This window comes from Candidatus Dependentiae bacterium (assembly GCA_016191325.1).
Lineage (GTDB): Bacteria > Babelota > Babeliae > Babelales > JACPOV01 > JACPOV01.
Map to the genome: position 1 here is coordinate 201,038 of JACPOV010000008.1, position 20,952 is coordinate 221,989.

At 40.7% G+C, this 20,952-nt stretch carries 23 protein-coding genes; 14 read left to right on the top strand and 9 right to left on the bottom strand.

What is annotated here, in order from left to right:
* The first annotated feature begins 20 nt into the window (after window positions 1–20).
* On the top strand, window positions 21–554 hold the full coding sequence (locus HYX58_01215) for a GNAT family N-acetyltransferase (protein ID MBI2774604.1): 534 nt from the start codon (window positions 21–23) through the stop codon (window positions 552–554).
* Between the two features lie 14 nt (window positions 555–568).
* On the opposite strand, the gene HYX58_01220 is transcribed toward HYX58_01215, so the two are convergent.
* From HYX58_01220 to HYX58_01230, 3 genes are read right to left on the bottom strand one after another with little or no spacing between them, the layout of a single operon-like run.
* Complete coding sequence (locus tag HYX58_01220) at window positions 569–2,032, bottom strand: cryptochrome/photolyase family protein (GenBank protein MBI2774605.1); 1,464 nt, start codon at window positions 2,030–2,032, stop codon at window positions 569–571.
* Complete coding sequence (locus tag HYX58_01225) at window positions 2,029–3,408, bottom strand: deoxyribodipyrimidine photo-lyase (protein MBI2774606.1); 1,380 nt, start codon at window positions 3,406–3,408, stop codon at window positions 2,029–2,031. The genes HYX58_01220 and HYX58_01225 overlap by 4 nt, the downstream gene beginning before the upstream one ends.
* A 5-nt stretch (window positions 3,409–3,413) precedes the next feature.
* Complete coding sequence (locus HYX58_01230; GenBank protein MBI2774607.1) at window positions 3,414–3,785, bottom strand: MerR family transcriptional regulator; 372 nt, start codon at window positions 3,783–3,785, stop codon at window positions 3,414–3,416.
* Between the two features lie 113 nt (window positions 3,786–3,898).
* Here HYX58_01230 and HYX58_01235 point away from each other — a divergent pair, with 113 nt between their 5' ends.
* The 3 genes from HYX58_01235 (at window position 3,899) to HYX58_01245 (ending at window position 7,090) form a co-directional block, all read left to right on the top strand.
* Entirely contained in the window at window positions 3,899–5,467 is a 1,569-nt protein-coding gene (locus HYX58_01235; protein MBI2774608.1) for a YidC/Oxa1 family insertase periplasmic-domain containing protein, read from the top strand.
* Window positions 5,460–6,059 (top strand): recombination protein RecR, encoded by a 600-nt coding sequence (gene recR, locus HYX58_01240; GenBank protein MBI2774609.1) that lies wholly within the window; start codon window positions 5,460–5,462, stop codon window positions 6,057–6,059. Before HYX58_01235 ends, recR begins: the two co-directional genes overlap by 8 nt.
* Before the next feature lie 62 nt (window positions 6,060–6,121).
* Window positions 6,122–7,090 (top strand): leucine-rich repeat domain-containing protein, encoded by a 969-nt coding sequence (locus tag HYX58_01245; GenBank protein ID MBI2774610.1) that lies wholly within the window; start codon window positions 6,122–6,124, stop codon window positions 7,088–7,090.
* Between the two features lie 72 nt (window positions 7,091–7,162).
* Here the strand turns inward: HYX58_01245 and HYX58_01250 are convergent, their stop codons facing one another.
* Both HYX58_01250 and HYX58_01255 read right to left on the bottom strand, forming a co-directional pair.
* The gene (locus HYX58_01250) at window positions 7,163–7,393 is read right to left on the bottom strand and encodes a hypothetical protein (GenBank protein MBI2774611.1); all 231 of its coding nucleotides are present in this window, start codon (window positions 7,391–7,393) and stop codon (window positions 7,163–7,165) included.
* Window positions 7,394–7,542: 149 nt separating this feature from the next.
* Window positions 7,543–8,547, bottom strand: coding sequence for a hypothetical protein (locus HYX58_01255; protein ID MBI2774612.1), 1,005 nt, complete (start codon window positions 8,545–8,547; stop codon window positions 7,543–7,545).
* A gap of 226 nt (window positions 8,548–8,773) precedes the next feature.
* Between HYX58_01255 and HYX58_01260 the strand changes: the two genes are divergently transcribed.
* The gene (locus HYX58_01260) at window positions 8,774–10,150 is read left to right on the top strand and encodes an aminopeptidase P N-terminal domain-containing protein (protein MBI2774613.1); all 1,377 of its coding nucleotides are present in this window, start codon (window positions 8,774–8,776) and stop codon (window positions 10,148–10,150) included.
* A gap of 71 nt (window positions 10,151–10,221) precedes the next feature.
* On the opposite strand, the gene HYX58_01265 is transcribed toward HYX58_01260, so the two are convergent.
* Both HYX58_01265 and HYX58_01270 read right to left on the bottom strand, forming a co-directional pair.
* Window positions 10,222–10,647 carry a hypothetical protein gene (locus HYX58_01265; protein MBI2774614.1) on the bottom strand — a complete coding sequence of 142 codons (426 nt, stop codon included), beginning with the start codon at window positions 10,645–10,647 and terminating at the stop codon, window positions 10,222–10,224.
* Window positions 10,648–10,750: 103 nt separating this feature from the next.
* Window positions 10,751–12,340, bottom strand: a complete 1,590-nt coding sequence (locus tag HYX58_01270; GenBank protein ID MBI2774615.1) for a hypothetical protein — start codon at window positions 12,338–12,340, stop codon at window positions 10,751–10,753.
* 170 nt (window positions 12,341–12,510) lie between these two features.
* Between HYX58_01270 and rplM the strand changes: the two genes are divergently transcribed.
* The gene (rplM, locus tag HYX58_01275; GenBank protein ID MBI2774616.1) at window positions 12,511–12,927 is read left to right on the top strand and encodes a 50S ribosomal protein L13; all 417 of its coding nucleotides are present in this window, start codon (window positions 12,511–12,513) and stop codon (window positions 12,925–12,927) included.
* A 90-nt stretch (window positions 12,928–13,017) separates the two neighbouring features.
* Here rplM and HYX58_01280 read toward each other — a convergent pair whose 3' ends face one another.
* Together HYX58_01280 and HYX58_01285 are read right to left on the bottom strand one after the other, a co-directional pair.
* Window positions 13,018–13,362, bottom strand: coding sequence for a hypothetical protein (locus HYX58_01280; protein MBI2774617.1), 345 nt, complete (start codon window positions 13,360–13,362; stop codon window positions 13,018–13,020).
* A 10-nt stretch (window positions 13,363–13,372) separates the two neighbouring features.
* Entirely contained in the window at window positions 13,373–14,488 is a 1,116-nt protein-coding gene (locus HYX58_01285) for a site-2 protease family protein (protein ID MBI2774618.1), read from the bottom strand.
* A 292-nt stretch (window positions 14,489–14,780) separates the two neighbouring features.
* Between HYX58_01285 and HYX58_01290 the strand changes: the two genes are divergently transcribed.
* From HYX58_01290 to HYX58_01325, 8 genes are read left to right on the top strand one after another with little or no spacing between them, the layout of a single operon-like run.
* Window positions 14,781–15,167 (top strand): 30S ribosomal protein S12, encoded by a 387-nt coding sequence (locus tag HYX58_01290; protein ID MBI2774619.1) that lies wholly within the window; start codon window positions 14,781–14,783, stop codon window positions 15,165–15,167.
* A gap of 23 nt (window positions 15,168–15,190) precedes the next feature.
* On the top strand, window positions 15,191–15,676 hold the full coding sequence (gene rpsG, locus HYX58_01295) for a 30S ribosomal protein S7 (protein ID MBI2774620.1): 486 nt from the start codon (window positions 15,191–15,193) through the stop codon (window positions 15,674–15,676).
* Between the two features lie 12 nt (window positions 15,677–15,688).
* Window positions 15,689–17,761 (top strand): elongation factor G, encoded by a 2,073-nt coding sequence (fusA, locus tag HYX58_01300; protein ID MBI2774621.1) that lies wholly within the window; start codon window positions 15,689–15,691, stop codon window positions 17,759–17,761.
* A 39-nt stretch (window positions 17,762–17,800) separates the two neighbouring features.
* Window positions 17,801–18,991: an elongation factor Tu gene (gene tuf, locus HYX58_01305; GenBank protein MBI2774622.1), complete on the top strand. Its 1,191-nt coding sequence runs from the start codon at window positions 17,801–17,803 to the stop codon at window positions 18,989–18,991.
* Between the two features lie 21 nt (window positions 18,992–19,012).
* Window positions 19,013–19,318, top strand: a complete 306-nt coding sequence (gene rpsJ, locus HYX58_01310; protein ID MBI2774623.1) for a 30S ribosomal protein S10 — start codon at window positions 19,013–19,015, stop codon at window positions 19,316–19,318.
* 20 nt (window positions 19,319–19,338) lie between these two features.
* Window positions 19,339–19,953, top strand: coding sequence for a 50S ribosomal protein L3 (rplC, locus tag HYX58_01315; GenBank protein MBI2774624.1), 615 nt, complete (start codon window positions 19,339–19,341; stop codon window positions 19,951–19,953).
* A gap of 10 nt (window positions 19,954–19,963) precedes the next feature.
* On the top strand, window positions 19,964–20,617 hold the full coding sequence (rplD, locus tag HYX58_01320) for a 50S ribosomal protein L4 (GenBank protein MBI2774625.1): 654 nt from the start codon (window positions 19,964–19,966) through the stop codon (window positions 20,615–20,617).
* Entirely contained in the window at window positions 20,608–20,940 is a 333-nt protein-coding gene (locus tag HYX58_01325) for a 50S ribosomal protein L23 (protein MBI2774626.1), read from the top strand. Before rplD ends, HYX58_01325 begins: the two co-directional genes overlap by 10 nt.
* Window positions 20,941–20,952 lie beyond the last annotated feature (12 nt).

Sequence of the window (20,952 nt, forward strand, 5' to 3'; positions counted from 1 at the left end):
AGTTTTTTAAGGATTGGCCGATGTACAGAATAATGTGCGTATTGATAGTTGCGGGATCGTTTGCTGCGTGGGCTATGGAAAGCCCAACAATTGTTTCTTATTATTATCCCAAGCATCAAGCATTGGTAGGGGCACTTTTGGATCAGTGTAAGCATGAAGATGAAAAATGCGAGGCTGATTTGCGTAGATCGATTAATTGTTCAAATAAAATTACGAATTGTCTCAGTCAAAAGATTTTTAGAACTAATGTCTGCATTGATAATAATGCATTGCGCGGTCTCGTTCACTATTCCACTTATCACTTCGATTTTTTCTGCATAAATATAGCCAGTTATGCACGAATTGAATGGATCCAGGTTGATAAACCTGGCCATGGGATCGGTTCAAAGCTTTTAGAAGAAGCACTCGAAACCGCAACCCAACAGAATTGTAAGTTTGTGATAGCTGATGTACCGCAATATGCCCACAAAGCCGGAAAATTTTTTGAACGAAATGGATTTGTGGTAACAAAAACTTCAAAGGGTGATCGTTCTTATCGTCATTACTTGGATTAGGAAGAAATTATTCTTCATCGTTTTTTTTCTGAGGTAGCCAGCGCCACCATTTCTTTGAGGGTTTCCGGCTTTAATCGATAATACTGCTGGTAAACTAGTGCCATACGAGGATTTTTTGAAAGGAATGTTCGATTTTTGTGCAAGAAATACCAATATTTTGCATCCCAAAATTGGCACCATTCAGCTTTTTTGAAATTGGTGCTCATTGATCGAATATAGTTGGAGCTCGAAATATAGGGCTTGGTCATCATAAGGCCTCCATCAGCAAACTGACTCATGCCAAAAACATTCGGTACCATCACCCAATCATACGAGTCAATAAATAACTCCATAAACCAATTGTACACTTCATTTGGCTCGATTTCGCTCAAAAGCATATAGTTGCCCAAAATCATTAATCGCTCAATATGGTGGGCGAAGGAATATGCCAGGACTTTTTCGATTGTTTGATCGATTGGCGCAATACCGGTAGTCGCTGACCACCAATCTTTGCCAAGTTTCTTTTTATTTTTAAAGAAATTGCTTTTGCGCTGCGTGTTCCCATGGATCGTATAAATTCCGCGCACATATTCGCGCCATCCAATAATTTGGCGAATGAATCCTTCGATATTATTAAACTCTAGATTATGCTTCTCGCCATATGCCGTAGCTTTTTTGATAACATATTCTGGTATTAGGAGCCCCGCGTTTAATAGCGGCGATAGAATAGAATGAAAAAGAAAGGGTGTTTCATAGTTAATCGCGTCTTGATAATCACCAAAATGCTTGAAACGTTTTTTAAGGAAATCATCTAACCATTTTTTTGCATCATCATGGGTAATGGGATAGCAAAATGAATCGGTGTCGCCTGGATTATTAGCAAATTTTTTTTCCACGTATTTTTTTGCGCGGGAAACATAGGCATTAATTTTTGGCTGCCAAATAGCGGGTATGGAAACAGATACCGGAATTTTTTTTCTATTCTCCGTGTCTAAATTCCATGCGCCGCCAAGCGGTTCCCCGTTTTTTATGAGTATGTTAAGTCGTTTTCTCTGGGCGATATAAAACGGCTGCATCCGAAAAGTTTTGTCTTTTTTATCAAATGTTTTTTTTATTATATCCATTGGCGTGAGAAAGGCGGGCGTTTGATGCGATTCAAAAGAAATATTTTCTTTTTGCAGCATTTTTTTTAATGATGATTCAAACGGTGTATCTACCGGATCTATATAAGAGATGTGGGATATCTTATGTTGGCGTAGCAATTTCCAGATCGACTCATCAAATGTGCAATAATGTACCGTCTTTTTTTGGCTTTTCAAAAAATCATGATAATAGTTCATCGACGCATGATGAAAAATCAGTTTTTGTTTGTGAAACGAAAAATCGGTAAAATAACGAGGCGCTTCCCAAAGAAAAATTGGATAATCGCTTTCTAATAACTCATGATTTTCAAAAAGTTGATGCGGAAATATAAGTAGGCCAGATTTAATACTTTTCATGGCTTCACACTTTTATAGAGTAATTTTGCTCGAGCGCTCTCTTCTGCATGATCAACCATCGGCGCTGGATAATCGATGCGAGAGTTTTTGTATTCTTCATCCCAAGCATGAATTGTTTTTGGTGATACTTTTGCAAGTTCTGGTACCCATTTTTTTATATACGCGCATTCTGGATCGAATTTTTTCTGCTGGAGCCACGGGTTGAAAATTCTAAAATACGGTTGTGCATCGCAACCAGTGGAAGCTGCCCATTGCCAATTGCCGTTGTTTACTGCCGGATCGTAATCAACGAGTTGTTGAGCAAAATATTTTTCGCCCCAGAGCCAGTTGATATGCAAATCTTTCGTTAAAAATGAAGCGACGATCATGCGAACTCGATTATGCATGTAGCCGGTCGCATTTAATTGCCGCATACCGGCATCAACAATCGGAAAACCGGTTTTGCCTGAGCACCACGCATCAAAATCTTTTTTACTCGTATTCCAATCCAATTGATCATATTTTTTATGAAAAGCGTGCCCATAAACGAACGGACTGTAATACGCAACGTGCGTAAAAAAATCACGCCAATAAAGTTGACGCAGTAACGGGTGAGCTGGGCCTAAGCGATTTGCTATGGCAGCATACGTTTCGCGCACCGAGATCGTGCCGAATTTCAAATGGGCCGAAAGGCCAGTGGTGTGCTGTGCAGGAAAATCACGTATTTTTTGATAGTGCTGAAAGTCAGAAATTGATTTGATTATTTTCAATGCTTCTTTTCGCCCACCATGCACAAAAATTTCCTTGTTACTTTCTGGCAGAATCTGTTTGTACGCCGTTGTTGCTTCTGAGCCATTCAGCGCGCCTCGATAGAAATGCGCAGCGGGTAATTTTTGTGGTTGTTTAACGGGGAAATGGAGCGATGCTTTATAGAATGCGGTGAAAATAGAGTAAGGAGTTCCACCTTGCGTCTTGATCTCTTCAGGCTCATGCAATAAAGCATCGCCGTATTGATGAAAAGCGACATCATAATGAAGGCACTGTTTTTTAATCTCTTCATCTCGCTTGATTGAAAAAGGCGTATAATCGCGGTTGCAAAAAACCGCATTAATTTTACCCGACTTTAAAAGGGATCCTATAACCTCTTCATTTTTCCCGTAAAAAAGATAAAGCTTGCCATCTTTTTTACGAAGTTCTTCATCAAGCTCTCGCAAGGATTCGATCATAAATTGGATAGCATTTAAACTTCGGTATTCATTTTTTTTGCTCACTTGCCGCGAATCAAAAATAAAGCACGGTATAACTGTTTCCGATTGTTTAATCGCTTCAATCAATCCCGTGTTATCTTGCAAGCGAAGATCGCGCCTGAAGATGAAAAGTGACGTTTTATAGTTCATACGTGTTATAACATTTCTCTCAATTTAAGAAGTTTTTTTTGAAGCGTTGTTATTTGTTCTGAAATAGCTTCTGGCAGTTCGCGTGTTTTTTCTTGCGCCGGAATAAAAGTGATTTCCTCCGCAGCTGCCGTTGATGGAGTAAACGGTTGTGCTGCATGTTCTTCTAACCATTTTTTTGCGCCGGCGATCGTGAAGCCTTGATCGTAAAGGAGTTGTTTAATCTGTTTAAAACGATCAATGTCCGCTTGTTCATAGCAACGTTGACCGCCGGTTGATCTTGGCGAATTGAGCCCGAATTCTCGTTCCCAAAATCTGAGAACGAATCGTTTTACATTGAGCTCTTTTGCGATGTGCCCGATGCGATACTGCTTTTTCATAACTACCTCTTTTTTATAGGTTATGATATAACTCTTGCTAGCTGAACGATTTCTTCTCTGTTAAACTAGCAAAAAAACAGTTCGATATACCAATATTTAGTATAAGGTGCTTCATGAATTTTAACGAGATTTCCAAATTACTGATTCCATTTGCACTTGCGCTTGCGACTACGATGGGACTCCGTTATTTTTTTAGTCGTCATGAAGGGGCCGAAACTATTGAGATGGTAAGATCAGGGCAACGATTTGTTGCACCCAAATCTACAGAAGTTGAAGTGCACAAACCGCTTAATCTTGAAATAGATTTTAGTGACGCAAAAAATACTAAACTGCCAACAATTACCTCTTTTGAAACAGAAAACGCATTTTATGAATTTTCTTCTGAGGGCGCTTCATTGCGACGCCTTGAATTCAGACGCAACTGGGGAGAAAAAGAAGGATTTTTAAGCACCGTATTTCCGCCGGCCGGTGGAGATCGTGAGAAACGATGCTTCTTGGTTGCACTTGAAGAAAAAACGCCACTTTCATTTGAGTTGGTAAATCATCAAGAAGATGATAAAACTCATACGCTTACCTACCGAGCACCGATTGAAAATGGCTATTTAAACAAAAAGTTTGTGGTTTACAAGCAAGACTATCGAATTGATCTAGAAGTTGGATTCGAGGCAAACGGCGTCATTAACCAAAGAGCACGCATATTTATTCCTTCGCCATTGGTTTCAGAATTGGCAGGTGAAGATGTCGTTACGGTTATTGCAAATGACGAACGTAATAAAGTTAAAATGTATTCACGCAATGCCGAGACAGCTTCTTCGTATTGGTCGCATCCAACCTTGTTTGGCGCGCAAGATCGTTATTTTATTCATGCATTAGTAAACGATCCGCAACAATTTACACAACGTGGCTACTTCAAGCCGGTGGATCTGGAAATGTGGTACGCCATTCTAGAAGGGCCTGATGTTACCGGCAATGCTTCATGGAACCTCTCGTTTTATATGGGGCCAAAAGAGGATCAAGCGATGGCCCAAGTAGATGCGCGCTTAGAAGAAACGTTGAACTATGGGATGTTCTCGTTTATTTCAAAACCGCTTTCGCAATTAATGCTGCGTGCGCTTGAGGCTATTTATGGCGTTGTGCATAATTATGGCTGGGCAATTATTATTCTGACGATTCTTCTCAAACTATTGTTGTTGCCATTTACCTGGCGCGGTGAACAAAGCTTGAAAAAGCGTATGGAATTTCAAAAGAAGCTTGATCATATTCAGCACAAATACAAACACGATAAAGAGGCGTTGGCTGAAGCGCGCGCTGAACTGATTCGTAAGCATGGTATGCCAGGAATGGCCGGATGTATTCCGCTTCTGCTCCAGTTGCCAATCTTCTGGGCGTTGAGCATCATTCTTTCAAATGCGATCCAGCTTTATAAGGCGCCATTTTTGTGGATCCCAGATTTAACAGCGCGTGATCCGTACTATATTCTGCCGATTCTGATCTTTATTGGGATGGTATTACATGCGCCGGCGGGCAACGATCCAAAACAGCGTGTTTCATCTATTGGCATGGCGCTCGTGGTTGCAGCAGTTCTTTCAAGCTTTTCAAGCGGATTGGCGCTCTTTACGATAGTGAGTACATTCTTGGGCGTTGCACAAGCGCAAATTATGAAAGTTTTGAAGTATGATTGAGCAAGTCCCAACGCTCGGGCAGTTACTGAAGCAATTACAGCAAGTCCCGTACCTTGCATCAAAAAATATGTATCGTGTTGCTAACTATTTTCTCACCATGGATGATGCAAAAGCGCAAAAGCTCTGCAAAGCGATCATGGATGCGCGTGCAGAAGTAGTTCATTGCCCGCATTGTTTTGTCTGGAAAGAAAAAGCCAAAGCATGCCCATTTTGCGATTCACCCAAACGTGATAGTTCCATTATCTGCGTTGTAGAAACATGGCAAGAATTAATGGCGATTGAAAAAACGGGAGGCTACAGTGGCCTGTATCATATTCTTGGCGGCGCAATTTGCCCGTTAAATGGCGTTGGCCCTGAGGATTTGACTGTTGATCAGCTTGTCGCTCGAGTAAACGATGATATTAAAGAAATAATTTTAGCAACCAATCAAACGCCTGAGGGTGAGGCAACTGCTTCATATATTTCTTCAAAGCTTAAAAATTGGTCAATCAAAATTTCATGCTTAGCGCGAGGCATTCCTGTTGGTTCTTCGCTTGAATATATGGATCGCGTTACGGTGTTTAAAGCATTATCAGAGCGACGGCCGTTTTAAAATCTTGAAATGTTTCGATAAAAACAAACTTTAACTATCAATTAATATTAAAGGATAAAAGTATGAAGCGTATCTTTTTTGTATTTATTATTGGTTGCTCTTTTGGAATTTCTTATGCGATGGATAGTTGCAATAATAATGAAACCGGTGATAACGCTTCGTCCGATTTGCCTAAGGCGCCCACCAGTCAAAAAATAGATGAAGCATTTACAAACAATTGCAAAGAAATTGTTTTGTATAGAAATGTTATTGAATCTAAGCTTCCCGAAGAGGCGAGTTTGCAAACACTTGATCTTTCTAATCAAAGAATAACATCTGATACAATAGAGGCCGATATTTCAGTGCTTGCAGAAGTCATGAGGCTAACGGCTAAAAGGGACGCTAATTCAGAGGTGGTTAAGCTTGTTAGGATAAAATATATTAACCTACAAAAAAATTGTTTAGATGAATTTCCTAAGCAGTTTTTGAATTTCGCGCCAACTACCGCAGGTTTAGACCTTTCATCGAATAGAATTTTAAAATCCCCTGAATTATCATCGTTTTCTAATTTATATGCATTGGTTCTAAAGAATAATAAACTAAAGATTCTGACAGTTTGTGCTTTACCCAAGTTGGGACGTTTGATCGCATCCCATAATCAAATAGAGCAACTCAATCTAGAAAGTCTTCCCGAGCTCAATGAAGTAGATCTCTCTTTTAATAAATTAAAGAGCTTGCAGGAGAATTTTAGTGATTTAACAGAATTAGAAAAACTCAATCTATCATTTAATGAATTTGAGGGTGTGCCTCACATCATATCTAAAATGAAGAAGTTAATGAGGATTGATATGGTACAAAAAGAGGGATTAAAGGTGCCGATAGATAGAGAAGAATTTACTAATGTTGGCAGATTAATGGTGAGTTCAAAAGATTCTATTAAAAAGCCGGTATGGGGGCGTTTTGTTGAAGAGCTTTATACTGATGATATTAGTAATTATGAGAAAACAGGCATTCCTGCAAAATCATATTTTTTAAAAGCTGCATCAAAATAATTATAAGAATATAAGGTACAGAAAAAATCTGTACCTTATTCTTCAATTCTATACTGATCGCTGCGGAACTTCTTAGAAAGGCGTTTCGCCACATTCTTGTTTAGCTTCGTCGCTGAATCCGATACAACTATTACATTGAATACACGTTTCACGATCAACGCTTCTACCTGCTGCACATGCGGCTTGGCAATCTATACAGCCTCGTCCCGTTCCATTTGAATCACAGTCAGCTTTTATAGCAACGCTCGAAATACTAGAAACAATGGCAAAAAGGGACGCCATTATTATTAATTTCATCTTCATAAATTGCTCCTTTTGTTTTTAAAGTAGCAAAAAGTGGCTTAAATACGCAATAATTCACGGTTTTGAATAGGCGGGCGCTATAAATAATGTACCACAGGAAAATTAGTGATAATCAGTCGAATAAGAAAGCGTATTTTGGCACTTGTAAATTAATCGAGTTTATTACCTATAAAAAAATCTATTTCTTTAGTCTGCAATGCAAGAAGTGTGTAAAGCGAATCGAGTCTTTTTTTATCAGATGGATGTTTTTTTGATGCCCATTTGTTGTCGCTGAAAAGAGGAAGTTCTATCATTAAATGGGTATTTGTAAGAGCTTTAGCAGCTTCGTATTGGTCTGCTTCATATTCGTGTTGGCGCTTAATTCTTAAATACTCTTTTGATTTAGGTTTTATTCCCAAAACTTGAAGGGTACAGCTTGTAGTTGCATGCTTTTTTAATACGTGTGTAATTTCGTGTGTAAGCGCTGCTTGAGCGTCTTCATTGAAGGGTAAGCTCAGAAAATTCGAATTAAATTTTATAGTGAATTGTTTGTTCGTGTATTGCACACTTGCACAATCAGTATTGTCATCGCTCTGAATGCACCATGCCTTTTTCTTTAATTCATCATTTGATTCAATGAGTTTGTTAAGATGATTCCTAAATTCATCAAACTTCCAAGAGAGAAAAATAGCATCGTAAGTAATTGAGGGTTTCTGCTCATCTTCTTCCTCTTGGTCTATTTCTGAAACAATCGAAACCAATTCTTGATAAGTTCCCTTCTTACCGTCAAAGAGCATATTTTTTGTTGCTTCGTTAAACAAGTATTCATTTCTTTTTTCATGGAATGTTTCGACAAAGCTCTGTACCTTCAAATTTTCTTTTTTGAGTAGTCGGATAAACTCCGCATGTCTATCTGTTTGAGGTGGATAGTTTTTGCTGACGGCTTTGAATAAATCATTGATGTTTGCGAATTTACCACTATTTATTGCAGTTATAAGTGATTTTGATTGTTCATGTCTCGGTGCGGGCAATTGAGATTTACGTTGCATAGCGCGTGCGATTTTTTGGAAGTCTTCAAATGTTTGTTTAAGCCCCATTGGCTTTTGAAGATCCATAGAATTATTGTAGTTAGGTAAACCTAATGCAAATAAAATCACTATTGTTTTTTTTAACATGAACAACCTTTTAAAACTAAATACTTCTAATAACTGTATCATATTTGTAAATTTTGTCAATTAGTATTAATTTTTATAATTACGCAGAGCTTGAACGTGCCTATAAGAATGATAATTTTTTGACATGGGCGAATTGTTCAGTTTGTGCTATTATTTTGGAATCGGAGTGGAATCTGCATTTTAGCGATCAGACTCATAAAAAAGATAAGAAAGATAAAGGGAACCAATGGCAATTCGTGAAAAGCATGATGCGGCATTCTTCAAAAGTCGCCGTGCACAATTGATGCAATTAATTCGTGAACAGTATCCGAAATCGGCCGATGGGCTCATAGTTCTTTTTGGTGCGTTTGAGAGCCACTCAATCTTCAAGCAAGAGCGTTCATTTTACTATTTGACTGGGATTGAAGAGCCAGCATGTGCATTATTAATTGATTTAAAAAGTGATAAAACAACGTTGTATGTTCCAAATTTTGGCAATGAACGAGCAAAGTGGGTCGCTTCCACTATTTCTCCTGCGCAAAAAGATCGATTGGGATTTGATGAAATTGTGTATTTGGGAGCGCAATGCAAAGGATATCAATGCCATCCATTTTTTAGCAAAGAGGAATATCAAGAACTCATAAAAATATTGGATGCAGCGGTCGCGCAAAAGCGTACGGTTTTTACATTCAACCCTAATTCCGGATCCGCATACGTTGAACAGCGATTTATTTTGCAGCGCATTAATAGTTTAATTCCGAATTTATCTGAATTTGTAGTCGACATTTCTCCATTGCTTGCCAGTATGCGCCGCATTAAGCAGAATCAAGAGCTTGAATATTTGTATAAAGCGATAGATGTAACGATTGATGCACATGCCGCGGTTGCTCGTGCTATTGCTCCAGGAAAAAAAGAATATGAGATGCAAGCGCTTATTGAATATCTTTTTACTTCTCGTGGATGCTCAGTTGCTTTTGGAAGTATTGTAGCATCGGGGCCAAACAGTACCATTTTGCATTACCAGGAAAATAACGGAAAACTTGAGCAAGGAGATATGGTCGTAGTTGATATTGGCGCAGAGTACAATTACTACAATGCGGACCTTTCACGCACATTTCCCGTATCTGGAACTTTTACCAAGCGGCAGCGAGAACTTTATTTGATCGTGCTTGAAACGCAAGATTATATAGCGAGCTTAGCGCGTCCTGGTATGTGGGTTTCCAATAAAGACAAACCGGAACAATCGCTTTACCATCGCGCCGTTAGTTTCTTACAAGAAAAAGGGTACGAAAAATATTTCTTGCATGGTATTGGGCACTATTTAGGGCTCGATGTGCATGATGTTGGCGATTATAGCACGCCGCTTCAAAAGGGAGATGTGATCACTATTGAGCCTGGTATCTATATTCCCGAAGAAGGGATTGGTATTCGTATTGAAGATGATTATTGGATCATCGAAGATGGCAATATTTGCTTGAGCGAAGATTTATTAAAATCACCCGATGATATCGAATTGATGATGGCGGAAAAAATCCAACCTGAAGATGAACCGGAAGAAGAACTCGAACTCGAGCAAGAGCCGGTTGAATCTGAAGAGGAAGATTTTGACGATGAAGAGAATTAAATAAGAGCCACGATATTTTGACAATAAAGAGAGCCTGGAAATTCTTTCAGGCTCTCTTTATTAATTATTAATTATTCGCAGAATTTAATTATGTGTTTTGATTTAAGAATCACACCAGCAAAAAGCCCGGTGAGTAAAGAACCAACAAGGATTTTGCTTATCCCGCTTTTTTCTTTGTCTTCAGCTTTTTGAGATAATGATGTTCTTATGCCACTAAAAGCAAGCAATAGACCACCAGTAGCACCAATGCCGCCTAAAACGTTCAAAGCAACCAAGCGTGGGTCGCTATAGGCGAACTGAGTAATTTTTTCTTTAGCTTTTTCACCGGCGTTTACTAAAATAGGGGTCACTTTTTCTTTTGCGTTTGAAAGCACCGTTCCGAACGTTTCTTTCATTTTTTCAGAAAATGTGCGCTCGTCTATTTGCATGTATTCCGCTTGCATGTGAACCGACGGTACAAAAAGCAAGCCCGCCAAAAATATTTTTTTGAAATTCATATAAACTCCATTCAATTATATTTACAGATCTCATTTTAGCACAAAAAAGGGGGCGTGGAAAACGCCCCCCAATAAACAGCCGAGAAAAGTTACAAATAGAAAACTATGCCTTTTTTTGGAGCATTTTCATCGTAAAGAGCATGGAAAGTGCTAAAAAAAGTCCAATACTTAACGAACAGGCAAAGGAAATCCAAATTCCATAAGGAATCGTATAGCCAGCAACGATATAAGCAATAAAGCTGCTGATAAGGGCTGGGGCAGCATAAGGGAGCTGCGAGCGAACGTGCGCATGCAAGTCTGCTTCAGCACTGGTGGCGGACATAATCGTTGTAGTTCCAATAGGTGAAACGTGATCCCCAGCAACCGCTCCAGCAAAAATTGCACCAATAACTGGGTACGCCATCAAAAGATCGCCAATGGCTGCAGGTGTGGGTATTTGGGCAAATTTTGCAACGAGGGGTATAGCCAAAGGGACTAATACCGCAATAGTACCCCAAGAAGATCCTGTTCCAACGGCGGTAATAAGTGCCGCTATGAAAAACATTGCTGGCAAGAATGCGCTACTTACCGAGCCAACAAGGATTTGTGCTAAAAATTCACCGGTGTGCAGATTGTTTTTCAAAAGAGAACCAAAAGTCCACGCAAGAAAGAGAATTGCGATGGAATCTTTCATAAGTTCGTAGCCGCCGCGTGCAATAATCGGTAAATCGCTGAAGGTAATTTTTTTAGTAACAAACGCTACAAAAATGCTTACGGTGAGTGCCGTAACGCCGCCAGCAAAAAGGGCTAAGAAAATATCTGTTTTTTGCATTGTTTGCGCGAGTGAATTTGGGCCGCCAAATAGCGCAGAATCTCCCAGGTACAGGACGGCAATAATGATGCCTGCAATAAGTGAACCCAAGGGAAACAGAAAATCAAAGAGTGTGCCCTTGGTTTCAGTTGATTGCGCTACTTTGCTTTCGTGTTCTTGCGCCCCGCCAAAAAGATTGCCTGTTTTTTGAGCAATTTCTTCATGCACGCGCATTAATCCCCAGGAAGAATTGGAGCGAATGATATAGAAAACACTTGCGGCGATAATGAATGAATAAAAAATGAATGGAATGCTTTGCAAATAGAATGCGAAAGGATCTTCAAGAATTATAGGCTGCGCGTCTTTGTTTATAGAGACGCCTGCTTTTTCAAGCTGCATCAAAATCATAGCAACCCAGGTTGAAAACGGGACCAAAATGATCATTGGGGCAGCGAGGGAATCGATAAGAAATGCTAATTTAATGCGGGGGACCTTAAACGTGTCGGTCACCGGCTTCATAATCGAACCGACCGTGAGGATGCTAAAAAAATCGTCTATAGCAAAGCAAAAAGAAAGAAGCATTGAAGCGGTTTCGGCGTTACGAGCATTTGTAAGTCTTTTTTTTATGATGCGGCCGTAGGCGATGGTGCCTCCCGTATAGCTAATCAATGTAATCAAAGCGCCAAGGCTCAAAAGGAAGCCGAATGTGTATATATTTGCAATATCAAATTGCGCAATAACGTTTTGATAAAGAATACGCATCGATTCAAATGGTGAAAATGAACCTGCAATAACGGCGCCAGATAAAATTCCCATGCAAAGAGCAAAAAGTACGCGGTGCGTAATAAATGCTAGAGCGATAACAAGTAGGGGCGGCAACAAAACGAGCCAATTGAGCTGCATAGGAGTCCTTGTGCGAAAAAAATAATGAATACTTTATGAATATAAATAAAAGCGGCAATTATGGAAACCATTAGTTTGGCAAATCTCATTTGACCCAGAAAGCTTTTTGCTCTACTATTGAACTACACGTAAAGATTTTTTGCTAAGTCGATAAGGAATCCACCATGGATATGAATAAAGCATTTTACCTCAGAAAAGAAGATCAAAAGCCAAAATGGCACGTAATTGATGCACGTGGGAAAATTGTAGGCCGTTTGGCGACAAGAGTTGCTGATATTCTGCACGGAAAACACGTTCCTATCTATACTCCTCATTCTGATGCTGGTGACTACGTAGTCATCATCAACGCAAAAGACGTTGTATTTACCGGTAAAAAATGGCAACAAAAAACTCACTATACCTATTCAGGTTGGATGGGCGGACAAAAATCGGCCACAATGGAAGAGTTGGGCGCGGTTAAGGTCTTAGAGCTTGCGATTGAAAGAATGCTGCCAAAATCGAAATTAGGCCGCTCTGTGATTAAAAAGCTACGCATTTACGAAGGTGCTGAGCATCCGCACATCGCGCAAATGAAAAAAGCTGAATAAAACACAGCACTTTTCTAGATAAATTAAAAGGGCCGACTAAAATCGGCCCTTATTTTTTTGCTGTACCAGAAAAGCTTTTGCTAGGCAATTTTAATTCAACGGCCCCATTTCTTTAAAAAAATTATTAACCTGATCCTGTGATGCGATATTTAGATGTTGCGCCATGAAACCAATTTCAAGGGCCATAATATTAAGCTCGTTTTGCGCAATATCGAGTTTGATCGCAAGTGGCAGTGCAGGATCGATGATACGAAGGTTTGATCGTTTATCAAGCTGAGTAGCATGGGGATTACATACCGTGTTTGCTGGATAGTTGTGATATCCAGTTAAAAAAGAATTGCTGCGATTATTGAGTCTGGCAATGTGCATTCTTACTAAGTGAAAACTACCCGCTAACGGGAATGATATGCACAGGATGAAAAATAGTTTGTTCATAGCTAAGTTATTACGCTATTGAAAATAGGTGAAGTACATCTTTAACGCTGAGAAATACCACGAGGGCAAGCACCGCAATCCAGCAAACATAATGAATCATCATGCGGGTTTTTTCAGGTAATGGACGGCCTACAATAGCTTCGATCGTATAAAGAAGCGCTTGGCCACCATCCATGATGGGAAGCGGAATGATATTCATGAGCGCTAAGTTTACGCTGATAAATGCAAGAAGCAGCATGAAAACTTTGATCCCTTTTTCAGCGCCTTTAACTGTCTGAGAAATTACCATTAATGGCCCGCCAACTTGGCCGACGTTTTGAAGGGTAAAAATGCCGACGAGCGCTTTCCATACTTGGACAACAATTAAATGAGTTGATGAAATGCCCATTTTTATTGAATCAATGAACGAATAGTTGGGAATAACAAAATCTAACCCGAGAAACCCTACGGTTTGATCTTGAACAGTGCGCTCACCAACGATAACCGGTAGTTCTTGCAATGAACCTGCGCGTTCTACGGAGAAGTTGAGCTTATTATTGGGGTTATTCTTAACGATTGTGATTAATTGCGTAGCCGAGGTAATCGGTTCATTATTTACCGCTTTAACGATGTCTCCCTCTTGAAGCTGAGCTTGAGCTGCAGGGGATTCATTTTCAATGGTAGCAATAGTGGTTGATGCATTACTTGGATAAAGGAGCGCAGATTTTGGCATTCCAGTAAAATAGAGCGCCGAAAGAGCAATATAGGCAAAAATGAGATTGAAAAGCACGCCGCCAGCCATAACAAGCATTTTTTGATAATAAGGCTTAGTGGCGAACGAATATTTATCTTTGCGGTGCGCTTCTTTTTGATCGCCTTGGCCCACTTCTGCTGCGCCAGCGATCTCAACATAGCCCCCAAATGGGATGGCAGAAAGCACGAATTCGGTTTCGCCTATCTTTTTGCTTAAAAGCTTCGGCCCCATACCTATAGAAAATGAGGGGGTGGCAATTTTGAAGAGTTTGCAAAAGAGGAAATGGCCTAGCTCGTGAAATCCTATAAGAAATCCGACGCCTGCAATTCCCGCTGCGATGAAAAAAAGATGCTGTGCTGTGCCGAGTAGCTGCGATACGATTTGATAAGCCATACAAATACTCCTTAGCAAAAATAAGGCCGAATAAGGTTTGTAAGTTGTTTTTTTTCTCTGAGATCTGACATACACGGTAACATGAATAGTGTGCGACGTCTATGAGCAAAAATCATTTCTTGGAGGCACAATTCCACTTGAAAAAAATCTGGAAAAGGTTAAAATGTTTATAATTCTTTAATGTTTCAAAAATAAACGATACACAGAGAATCAACGCGCCCGACGCTTTCGATATAGAATCTACTGATTGGTAATTAGTTACAGTTAACGATTAATTTTTTGGGAAAACTTTATGCCTACAATAAATCAACTTGCCCGCTTTGGACGTCACAAAGTGGTATATAAGTCTAAGAGCCGTGCACTTAAAGGTGCTCCGCAAGCACGTGGTGTTTGTACTCGTGTGTCTACTATGACTCCTAAAAAACCTAACTCAGCTCTTCGTAAAGTGGCTCGTGTTAAGCTTTCAACAGGAATCGAAATAACTGCTTATATCGGTGGTGAAGGCCATAACTTACAGGAACACTCTGTTGTTCTCGTTCGTGGTGGAAGAGTAAAGGATCTTCCAGGTGTGAAATATCACATCGTTCGTGGTGCATTAGACACTGCTGGAGTAGAGAATAGAAAGCAAGGACGTTCGTTGTATGGCGCAAAACGACAACAAGCTAAAGCGGCTAAATAAGCTAGGCAAGAAGGATTTAATCTATGGCAAGGCGTAAAAAATTAATAAGCTTAAAGCGTGATATCGGTGTCGACGAACGCTATGGGTCTGAATTAGTTGCAAAGTTTATCAACGTTGTTATGTGGCGCGGCAAAAAAGGCGTTGCGCGCAAAATAGTTTACGACGCAATCGAAATTCTTACCAAGAAGTCTGGAAATAACCGCGAAAAAGGGCTTGAGTATTTTTACCGAGCTTTTGAGCAAGTTTTTCCTGCTATTGAAGTACGTCCACGACGTGTTGGTGGTAGCGTTTATCAAATTCCAGTTGAAGTTCGCCCAGAACGTCGCCGTGCGCTTGCAATGCGTTGGGTTATTGATGCTGCTAAGAAACGATCAGATAAATCTATGGGGCTACGCCTAGGCCACGAGTTGCTTGATGCAGCAGAAGGTCGCGGAGATGCGGTCAAGAAGAAGCTAGATGTTCATAAGATGGCTGAAGCTAACCGTGCATTCTCGCACTACGCGTGGTAATTGGGGATAGTTATGAGTAGAGAAAGAGAACTGCAAAAATTTAGAAATATTGGTATTGCTGCCCATATTGACGCTGGTAAAACCACCGTGACTGAGCGCATCCTTTTCTATACAGGTGTTACCCATAAGCTTGGGGAAGTCCATGAGGGCGACACGGTTATGGATTGGATGGAGCAAGAGCGTGAACGCGGCATTACGATTACTTCCGCTGCAACGACGTGCACGTGGAAGGGTCACAATATTAATATTATTGATACGCCCGGACACGTTGACTTCACCATTGAAGTAGGCCGCTCATTGCGCGTGCTTGATGGAATGGTCGGTGTTTTTTGCGGCGTAGCTGGAGTTCAGCCTCAATCAGAAACAGTATGGCGCCAAGCAAAACGCTATAAAGTTCCGCGTATTATTTTTGTTAATAAGCTTGATCGCGTTGGTGGCGATTTCTTGAGAGTTGTTAACGATATTAATGAAAAATTACATGTAAACGCTGTTCCTGCTCAAATGCAAGTTGGTTTTTCTGAAAATCTTTCAGGAATTATCGATTTATTAACGCGCAAAATGGCTACGTTTAGTGAAGCTGATCGCGGCGTTACTATAACGTGGTCTGATGTTCCTGCTGAGCATGTTGAACAAATGGAAAAATTGCGTACGCAGCTTGTTGAAAAAGCGTGCGACTTTGATGATGCAATGGCAGAACGTTATTTGAATGGTGAAGAGCTTTCAATTCCTGAAATTAAAGCGGCACTTCGTAAGGGTGTTATTAGCCAGCAAATCGCGCTTGCATTTTGCGGCACTGCATTCAAGAACAAAGGCGTTCAGCTGATGCTTGATGCGGTAACCGATTATTTACCATCGCCTCTTGACGTTCCGCCAGTTGTAGGAAAAGTTCCTTCAACCGGTAAGGAAGAAGAGTGCAAGGCGGATCCAGATGCTCCTTTTGCAGCGCTTGTATTTAAAATTATGACCGATCCTTTCGTTGGTGTTCTCACGTTTATTCGTGTTTACTCTGGCGAAATTAAATCTGGCTCATACGTGTACAATGCAAACACTGGCAACAAAGAGCGCGTAAGCCGTTTGGTAAAAATGCATGCCAATAAGCGTGAAGAAATTGATAGTGTAAAAGCAGGCGATATTGCTGCAGTGGTTGGTATTAAAGATGCGATCACTGGTCATACGCTCTGTTCTGAAGATCGTCCTATCTTGCTCGAATCTATTGATGTACCAGCTCCGGTTATCGATAGCTCTATTGAGCCAAAGAATAAAGGTGATTACGAAAAGATGGTAATCGGCTTGCGTAAATTAATGCAAGAAGATCCATCATTTAGATTTACCTATAATCAAGAAACGGGCCAAACGGTTATTTCTGGTATGGGTGAGTTGCATCTTGAAATTATTGTCGATCGCCTCAAACGTGAATCAAAAGTGGATGTGGCGCAAGGCAAGCTTCAAGTTGCTTATAAAGAAACAATTCAAAAGTCTGTCGATTCTGAGGGGAAATACATCAAGCAATCTGGTGGCCGTGGTCAATACGGGCATGTTTGGATTAAGCTTGAGCCTCGCGAGCGTGGATCAGGATTTGTATTTGAAGATGATATCGTTGGTGGATCGATTCCAAAAGAATTTATCCCCGGTGTAGAAAAAGGTATTGAAGAAGCCCTCTCTTCTGGCATCTTGGCAGGATTTCCTGTAGTGGACATTAAAGTTTCTCTATACGAGGGTTCGTATCATGATGTTGACTCTTCAGAAATGGCGTTTAAAATCGCCGGATCTATGGCATTCAAAAGCGGACTTGCGCAAGCAAATCCTGTGCTTCTTGAGCCAATTATGAAAGTAGAAGTTGAGACGCCTGAAGAATATATGGGTGATGTAATGGGTGACCTTAACTCTCGAAGAGGCAGAATCTTAGGGATGGAAGGTCGCAGTGGAAGCCAAGTGATTAACGCTGAGGTTCCGCTAGGTGAAATGCTTGGTTACGCGACGTCGCTGCGTTCGATGACCAAGGGAAGGGCAAGCTACTCGATGGAGTTTGAGGCATATAGAGAAGTGCCTAAACACATTGAAGCAGCTGTAGCTCAGAAAAAATAGAATAATACACATATCGTACAGAGTCTGTAGGAGACCAATATCATGGCAGCTATATTTGAAAGAAAAAAACCGCACGTAAACGTCGGAACCATCGGTCACGTTGACCATGGCAAAACCAGCCTTACCGCTGCAATAACAAAATATTTGGCACAAAAAGGTTTAGCGAATTTTACCGCTTACGATCAAATCGATAAATCGCCTGAAGAAAGAGAACGTGGAATTACGATCGCTGCGTCTCACGTTGAATATGAAACAGACAAACGTCACTATGCGCACGTTGACTGCCCTGGCCACGCCGACTATGTAAAAAACATGATTACCGGTGCGGCACAGATGGACGGCGCAATTCTTGTTGTTTCTGCAGCAGATGGTGCGATGCCTCAAACACGTGAACACATCTTGCTTGCAAAAAACGTAGGTGTTCCTGCCCTTGTTGTATTCTTGAATAAATGCGACATGGTTGATGACAAAGACATGATCGATATGGTTGAAGAAGAAGTTCGCGATCTTATCAGCAAGTATGGCTTTCCTGGTGCTGATGTTCCTGTAGTTCGCGGTTCTGCAACCAAAGCGCTCGCAGGCGATGCTGGTGAACTTGGTTACCAAGCAATTCAAAAATTATTAGACGCAGTTGATACCTATATTCCTGAACCAGTTCGAGAAATCGACAAGCCGTTCTTGATGCCGGTTGAAGGCGTATTCTCTATCGCTGGTCGTGGTACTGTTGCTACAGGCCGTGTAGAGCGTGGCAAAGTTAAAGTCGGTGAAGAAGTTGAACTCGTTGGCTTCGGATCAACACAAAAGACAGTTGTAACTGGTGTTGAAATGTTCAAAAAAGAACTTAAAGAAGGCCAAGCGGGCGACAACGTAGGTATTCTTCTTCGTGGTACGAAAAAAGAAGAAATTGAACGTGGTATGGTTATTGCTAAGCCAGGTTCAGTACAACCTCACCAAAAATTCAAATGCCAAATTTACATCTTGAGCAAAGATGAAGGCGGTCGTCATAGCCCATTCTTCAACGGTTATCGTCCTCAGTTCTATTTCAGAACAACAGACGTAACAGGTGTTGTAACATTGCCGGCTGGTCGTGAAATGGTTATGCCAGGTGATAACGTTGAACTAAGCGTTGACCTTATTTCGCCAATTGCAATGGAAAAAGATCTTCGCTTTGCAATTCGTGAAGGTGGACGCACCGTTGGATCTGGTGTAGTAACTGAAATTCTTAAATAGTATCATACGGTAAGGTTTGGAATGAAAAAACAAAAAATTCGCCTAGCGCTTAAATCGTATGATCACCAGCTTCTTGATAAAGCGGTGAAACAAATTGTTTTGACAGCAAAAAGAACAGGTTCCCGAGTCGTGGGACCTGTTCCATTGCCTAATAAGAGCCGCTATTTTACCGTTTTGCGGTCACCGCACATCGATAAAAAATCGCGCGAGCAATTCGATTTGACAACGCACAAGCGTATCGTTGATATTGTTGATCCCTCTGAAGAAACAATGACAGCGTTGATGAAATTAAGTATCTCTTCTGGGGTTGACGTAGAAATTTGCTAGCGGTGGAAAGGTTATCGATGTTGAATGGTATTTGGGGAACCAAAATTGGCATGACCCAAGTTTTTTCTGAGCAAAATAAGGTGGTACCGGTAACGGTTATCGACCTTAATAATTGGATTATTTCTCAGGTGAAAACTAAGGATCGTGATGGGTATGAAGCAGTTCAAATTGGATGTTTGCGTGAACGTTATGCGCAAGAACCTTTCCAAATTGAATGGTTGAAGAAGAAAAATAAATATTTTAAATATTTCCGCGAAGTTGCATTGAACGATCAAGGCTCCTATCAAGTAGGTCAACCATTTGACTGGGCAGCGGTTTTAGCCGTTGGCCAAAAAGTTGATGTTTTTGGGATGACCAAAGGCCGTGGATTCCAAGGTGTCGTTAAACGCCACAATTTCAGAGGCGGTAGCGCCAGTCACGGACCACGTTTTGGTAGATGGCCGGGATCTATGAGTTTCATGAGATCTCAAGGTCGCGTTATTAAAGGTAAAAAATTACCTGGCCACATGGGTTGTGATCAACGCGTGATGAAACATCTAGAAGTGATTAGAGTTGAGCAAGATGCAAAGCTTGTCCTTGTTAAGGGTTCAGTACCTGGCGGAGCAGGCTCGCTCGTGTTTGTGCAGAAAGTATAGGAAATAGAACATGTGTGCTCAAAAAACAAAAAAAACTCAAACTACTTCGCAAAATGCTTTGATGGTTGCTAAAGCTGCAGATTTTCAAGCAGTTCCTGAGCGCTCAATCGATAAAGCCGCTTTTGCAATTAGTATTCGTACGTTATTGCAAAACGGCCGTCAAGGTACCGTCGGTTGCAAAGGACGTGCAGATGTTAACTTTTCAAATAAGAAGCCTTGGAAACAAAAAGGTACAGGCCGTGCACGTGCCGGATCTGCTCGCTCACCACTTTGGATTGGTGGTGGTGTAATTTTTGGTCCACAGCCTCGTACAAGAACTCTCAAAATTTCAAAAGATCTCAAACGAGGTGTTTTGAATACATTATTCTGGAATTATTTAGAGAATGGATCGATTGGTGTGCTTGATTGGCAACTTTCTAACGATTTGCCAAAAACATCCCACGCGCATCAAGCATTAAAAAATGCTCAATTGATTGGCAAAAGAATTATCCTCTTTCTTTCTACTGAAGATATGGTGCACTACGCTTCTTTTGTAAATATTCCAAATGTGAACGTTGTGCTCTTTGATGATGCGAACGCATACAGTATTGTACGCGGCGATCAATGGGTTGTGTTAAAGAAAGATTTAGACTTGTTTAAGAAAATGGTGGCCACATGGAGTTAAGCGTTTATAATGTCATCCTCAAACCTGTGGTGAGCAGTAAAGCTTCGGGATTGATGCAACAATTTAAAAAAGTTGTTCTTGAGATTCACCCGCAAGCAAATAAACCTATGGTGAAAGAAGCGCTCAAAAAGCTCTTCAATGTAGAGACAGACACAGTTCGCATTGTGGTCCGCAAAGGAAAAAATCGTACGTTCAAACGTAGAAAAACTCAGGGCAAACTTTCAAAGCGTGCTATTGTTACGTTGAAACCGGGTTATTCCTTAGGCGTTGCAGAAACAGGTCAAATGGCAGCTGCCGAGCAAATGCCTGCAGGCCAAAAGTAATAACGAAGGATA

Excerpts from the sequence above, each read along its gene's own strand:
- HYX58_01215 (MBI2774604.1), top strand. The coding sequence starts at position 21 with ATGTACAGAATAATGTGCGTATTGATAGTTGCGGGATCGTTTGCTGCG.
- HYX58_01220 (MBI2774605.1), bottom strand. The coding sequence starts at position 2,032 with ATGAAAAGTATTAAATCTGGCCTACTTATATTTCCGCATCAACTTTTT.
- HYX58_01225 (MBI2774606.1), bottom strand. The coding sequence starts at position 3,408 with ATGAACTATAAAACGTCACTTTTCATCTTCAGGCGCGATCTTCGCTTG.
- HYX58_01230 (MBI2774607.1), bottom strand. The coding sequence starts at position 3,785 with ATGAAAAAGCAGTATCGCATCGGGCACATCGCAAAAGAGCTCAATGTA.
- HYX58_01235 (MBI2774608.1), top strand. The coding sequence starts at position 3,899 with ATGAATTTTAACGAGATTTCCAAATTACTGATTCCATTTGCACTTGCG.
- recR (MBI2774609.1), top strand. The coding sequence starts at position 5,460 with ATGATTGAGCAAGTCCCAACGCTCGGGCAGTTACTGAAGCAATTACAG.
- HYX58_01245 (MBI2774610.1), top strand. The coding sequence starts at position 6,122 with ATGAAGCGTATCTTTTTTGTATTTATTATTGGTTGCTCTTTTGGAATT.
- HYX58_01250 (MBI2774611.1), bottom strand. The coding sequence starts at position 7,393 with ATGAAGATGAAATTAATAATAATGGCGTCCCTTTTTGCCATTGTTTCT.
- HYX58_01255 (MBI2774612.1), bottom strand. The coding sequence starts at position 8,547 with ATGTTAAAAAAAACAATAGTGATTTTATTTGCATTAGGTTTACCTAAC.
- HYX58_01260 (MBI2774613.1), top strand. The coding sequence starts at position 8,774 with ATGGCAATTCGTGAAAAGCATGATGCGGCATTCTTCAAAAGTCGCCGT.
- HYX58_01265 (MBI2774614.1), bottom strand. The coding sequence starts at position 10,647 with ATGAATTTCAAAAAAATATTTTTGGCGGGCTTGCTTTTTGTACCGTCG.
- HYX58_01270 (MBI2774615.1), bottom strand. The coding sequence starts at position 12,340 with ATGCAGCTCAATTGGCTCGTTTTGTTGCCGCCCCTACTTGTTATCGCT.
- rplM (MBI2774616.1), top strand. The coding sequence starts at position 12,511 with ATGAATAAAGCATTTTACCTCAGAAAAGAAGATCAAAAGCCAAAATGG.
- HYX58_01280 (MBI2774617.1), bottom strand. The coding sequence starts at position 13,362 with ATGAACAAACTATTTTTCATCCTGTGCATATCATTCCCGTTAGCGGGT.
- HYX58_01285 (MBI2774618.1), bottom strand. The coding sequence starts at position 14,488 with ATGGCTTATCAAATCGTATCGCAGCTACTCGGCACAGCACAGCATCTT.
- HYX58_01290 (MBI2774619.1), top strand. The coding sequence starts at position 14,781 with ATGCCTACAATAAATCAACTTGCCCGCTTTGGACGTCACAAAGTGGTA.
- rpsG (MBI2774620.1), top strand. The coding sequence starts at position 15,191 with ATGGCAAGGCGTAAAAAATTAATAAGCTTAAAGCGTGATATCGGTGTC.
- fusA (MBI2774621.1), top strand. The coding sequence starts at position 15,689 with ATGAGTAGAGAAAGAGAACTGCAAAAATTTAGAAATATTGGTATTGCT.
- rpsJ (MBI2774623.1), top strand. The coding sequence starts at position 19,013 with ATGAAAAAACAAAAAATTCGCCTAGCGCTTAAATCGTATGATCACCAG.
- rplD (MBI2774625.1), top strand. The coding sequence starts at position 19,964 with ATGTGTGCTCAAAAAACAAAAAAAACTCAAACTACTTCGCAAAATGCT.
- HYX58_01325 (MBI2774626.1), top strand. The coding sequence starts at position 20,608 with ATGGAGTTAAGCGTTTATAATGTCATCCTCAAACCTGTGGTGAGCAGT.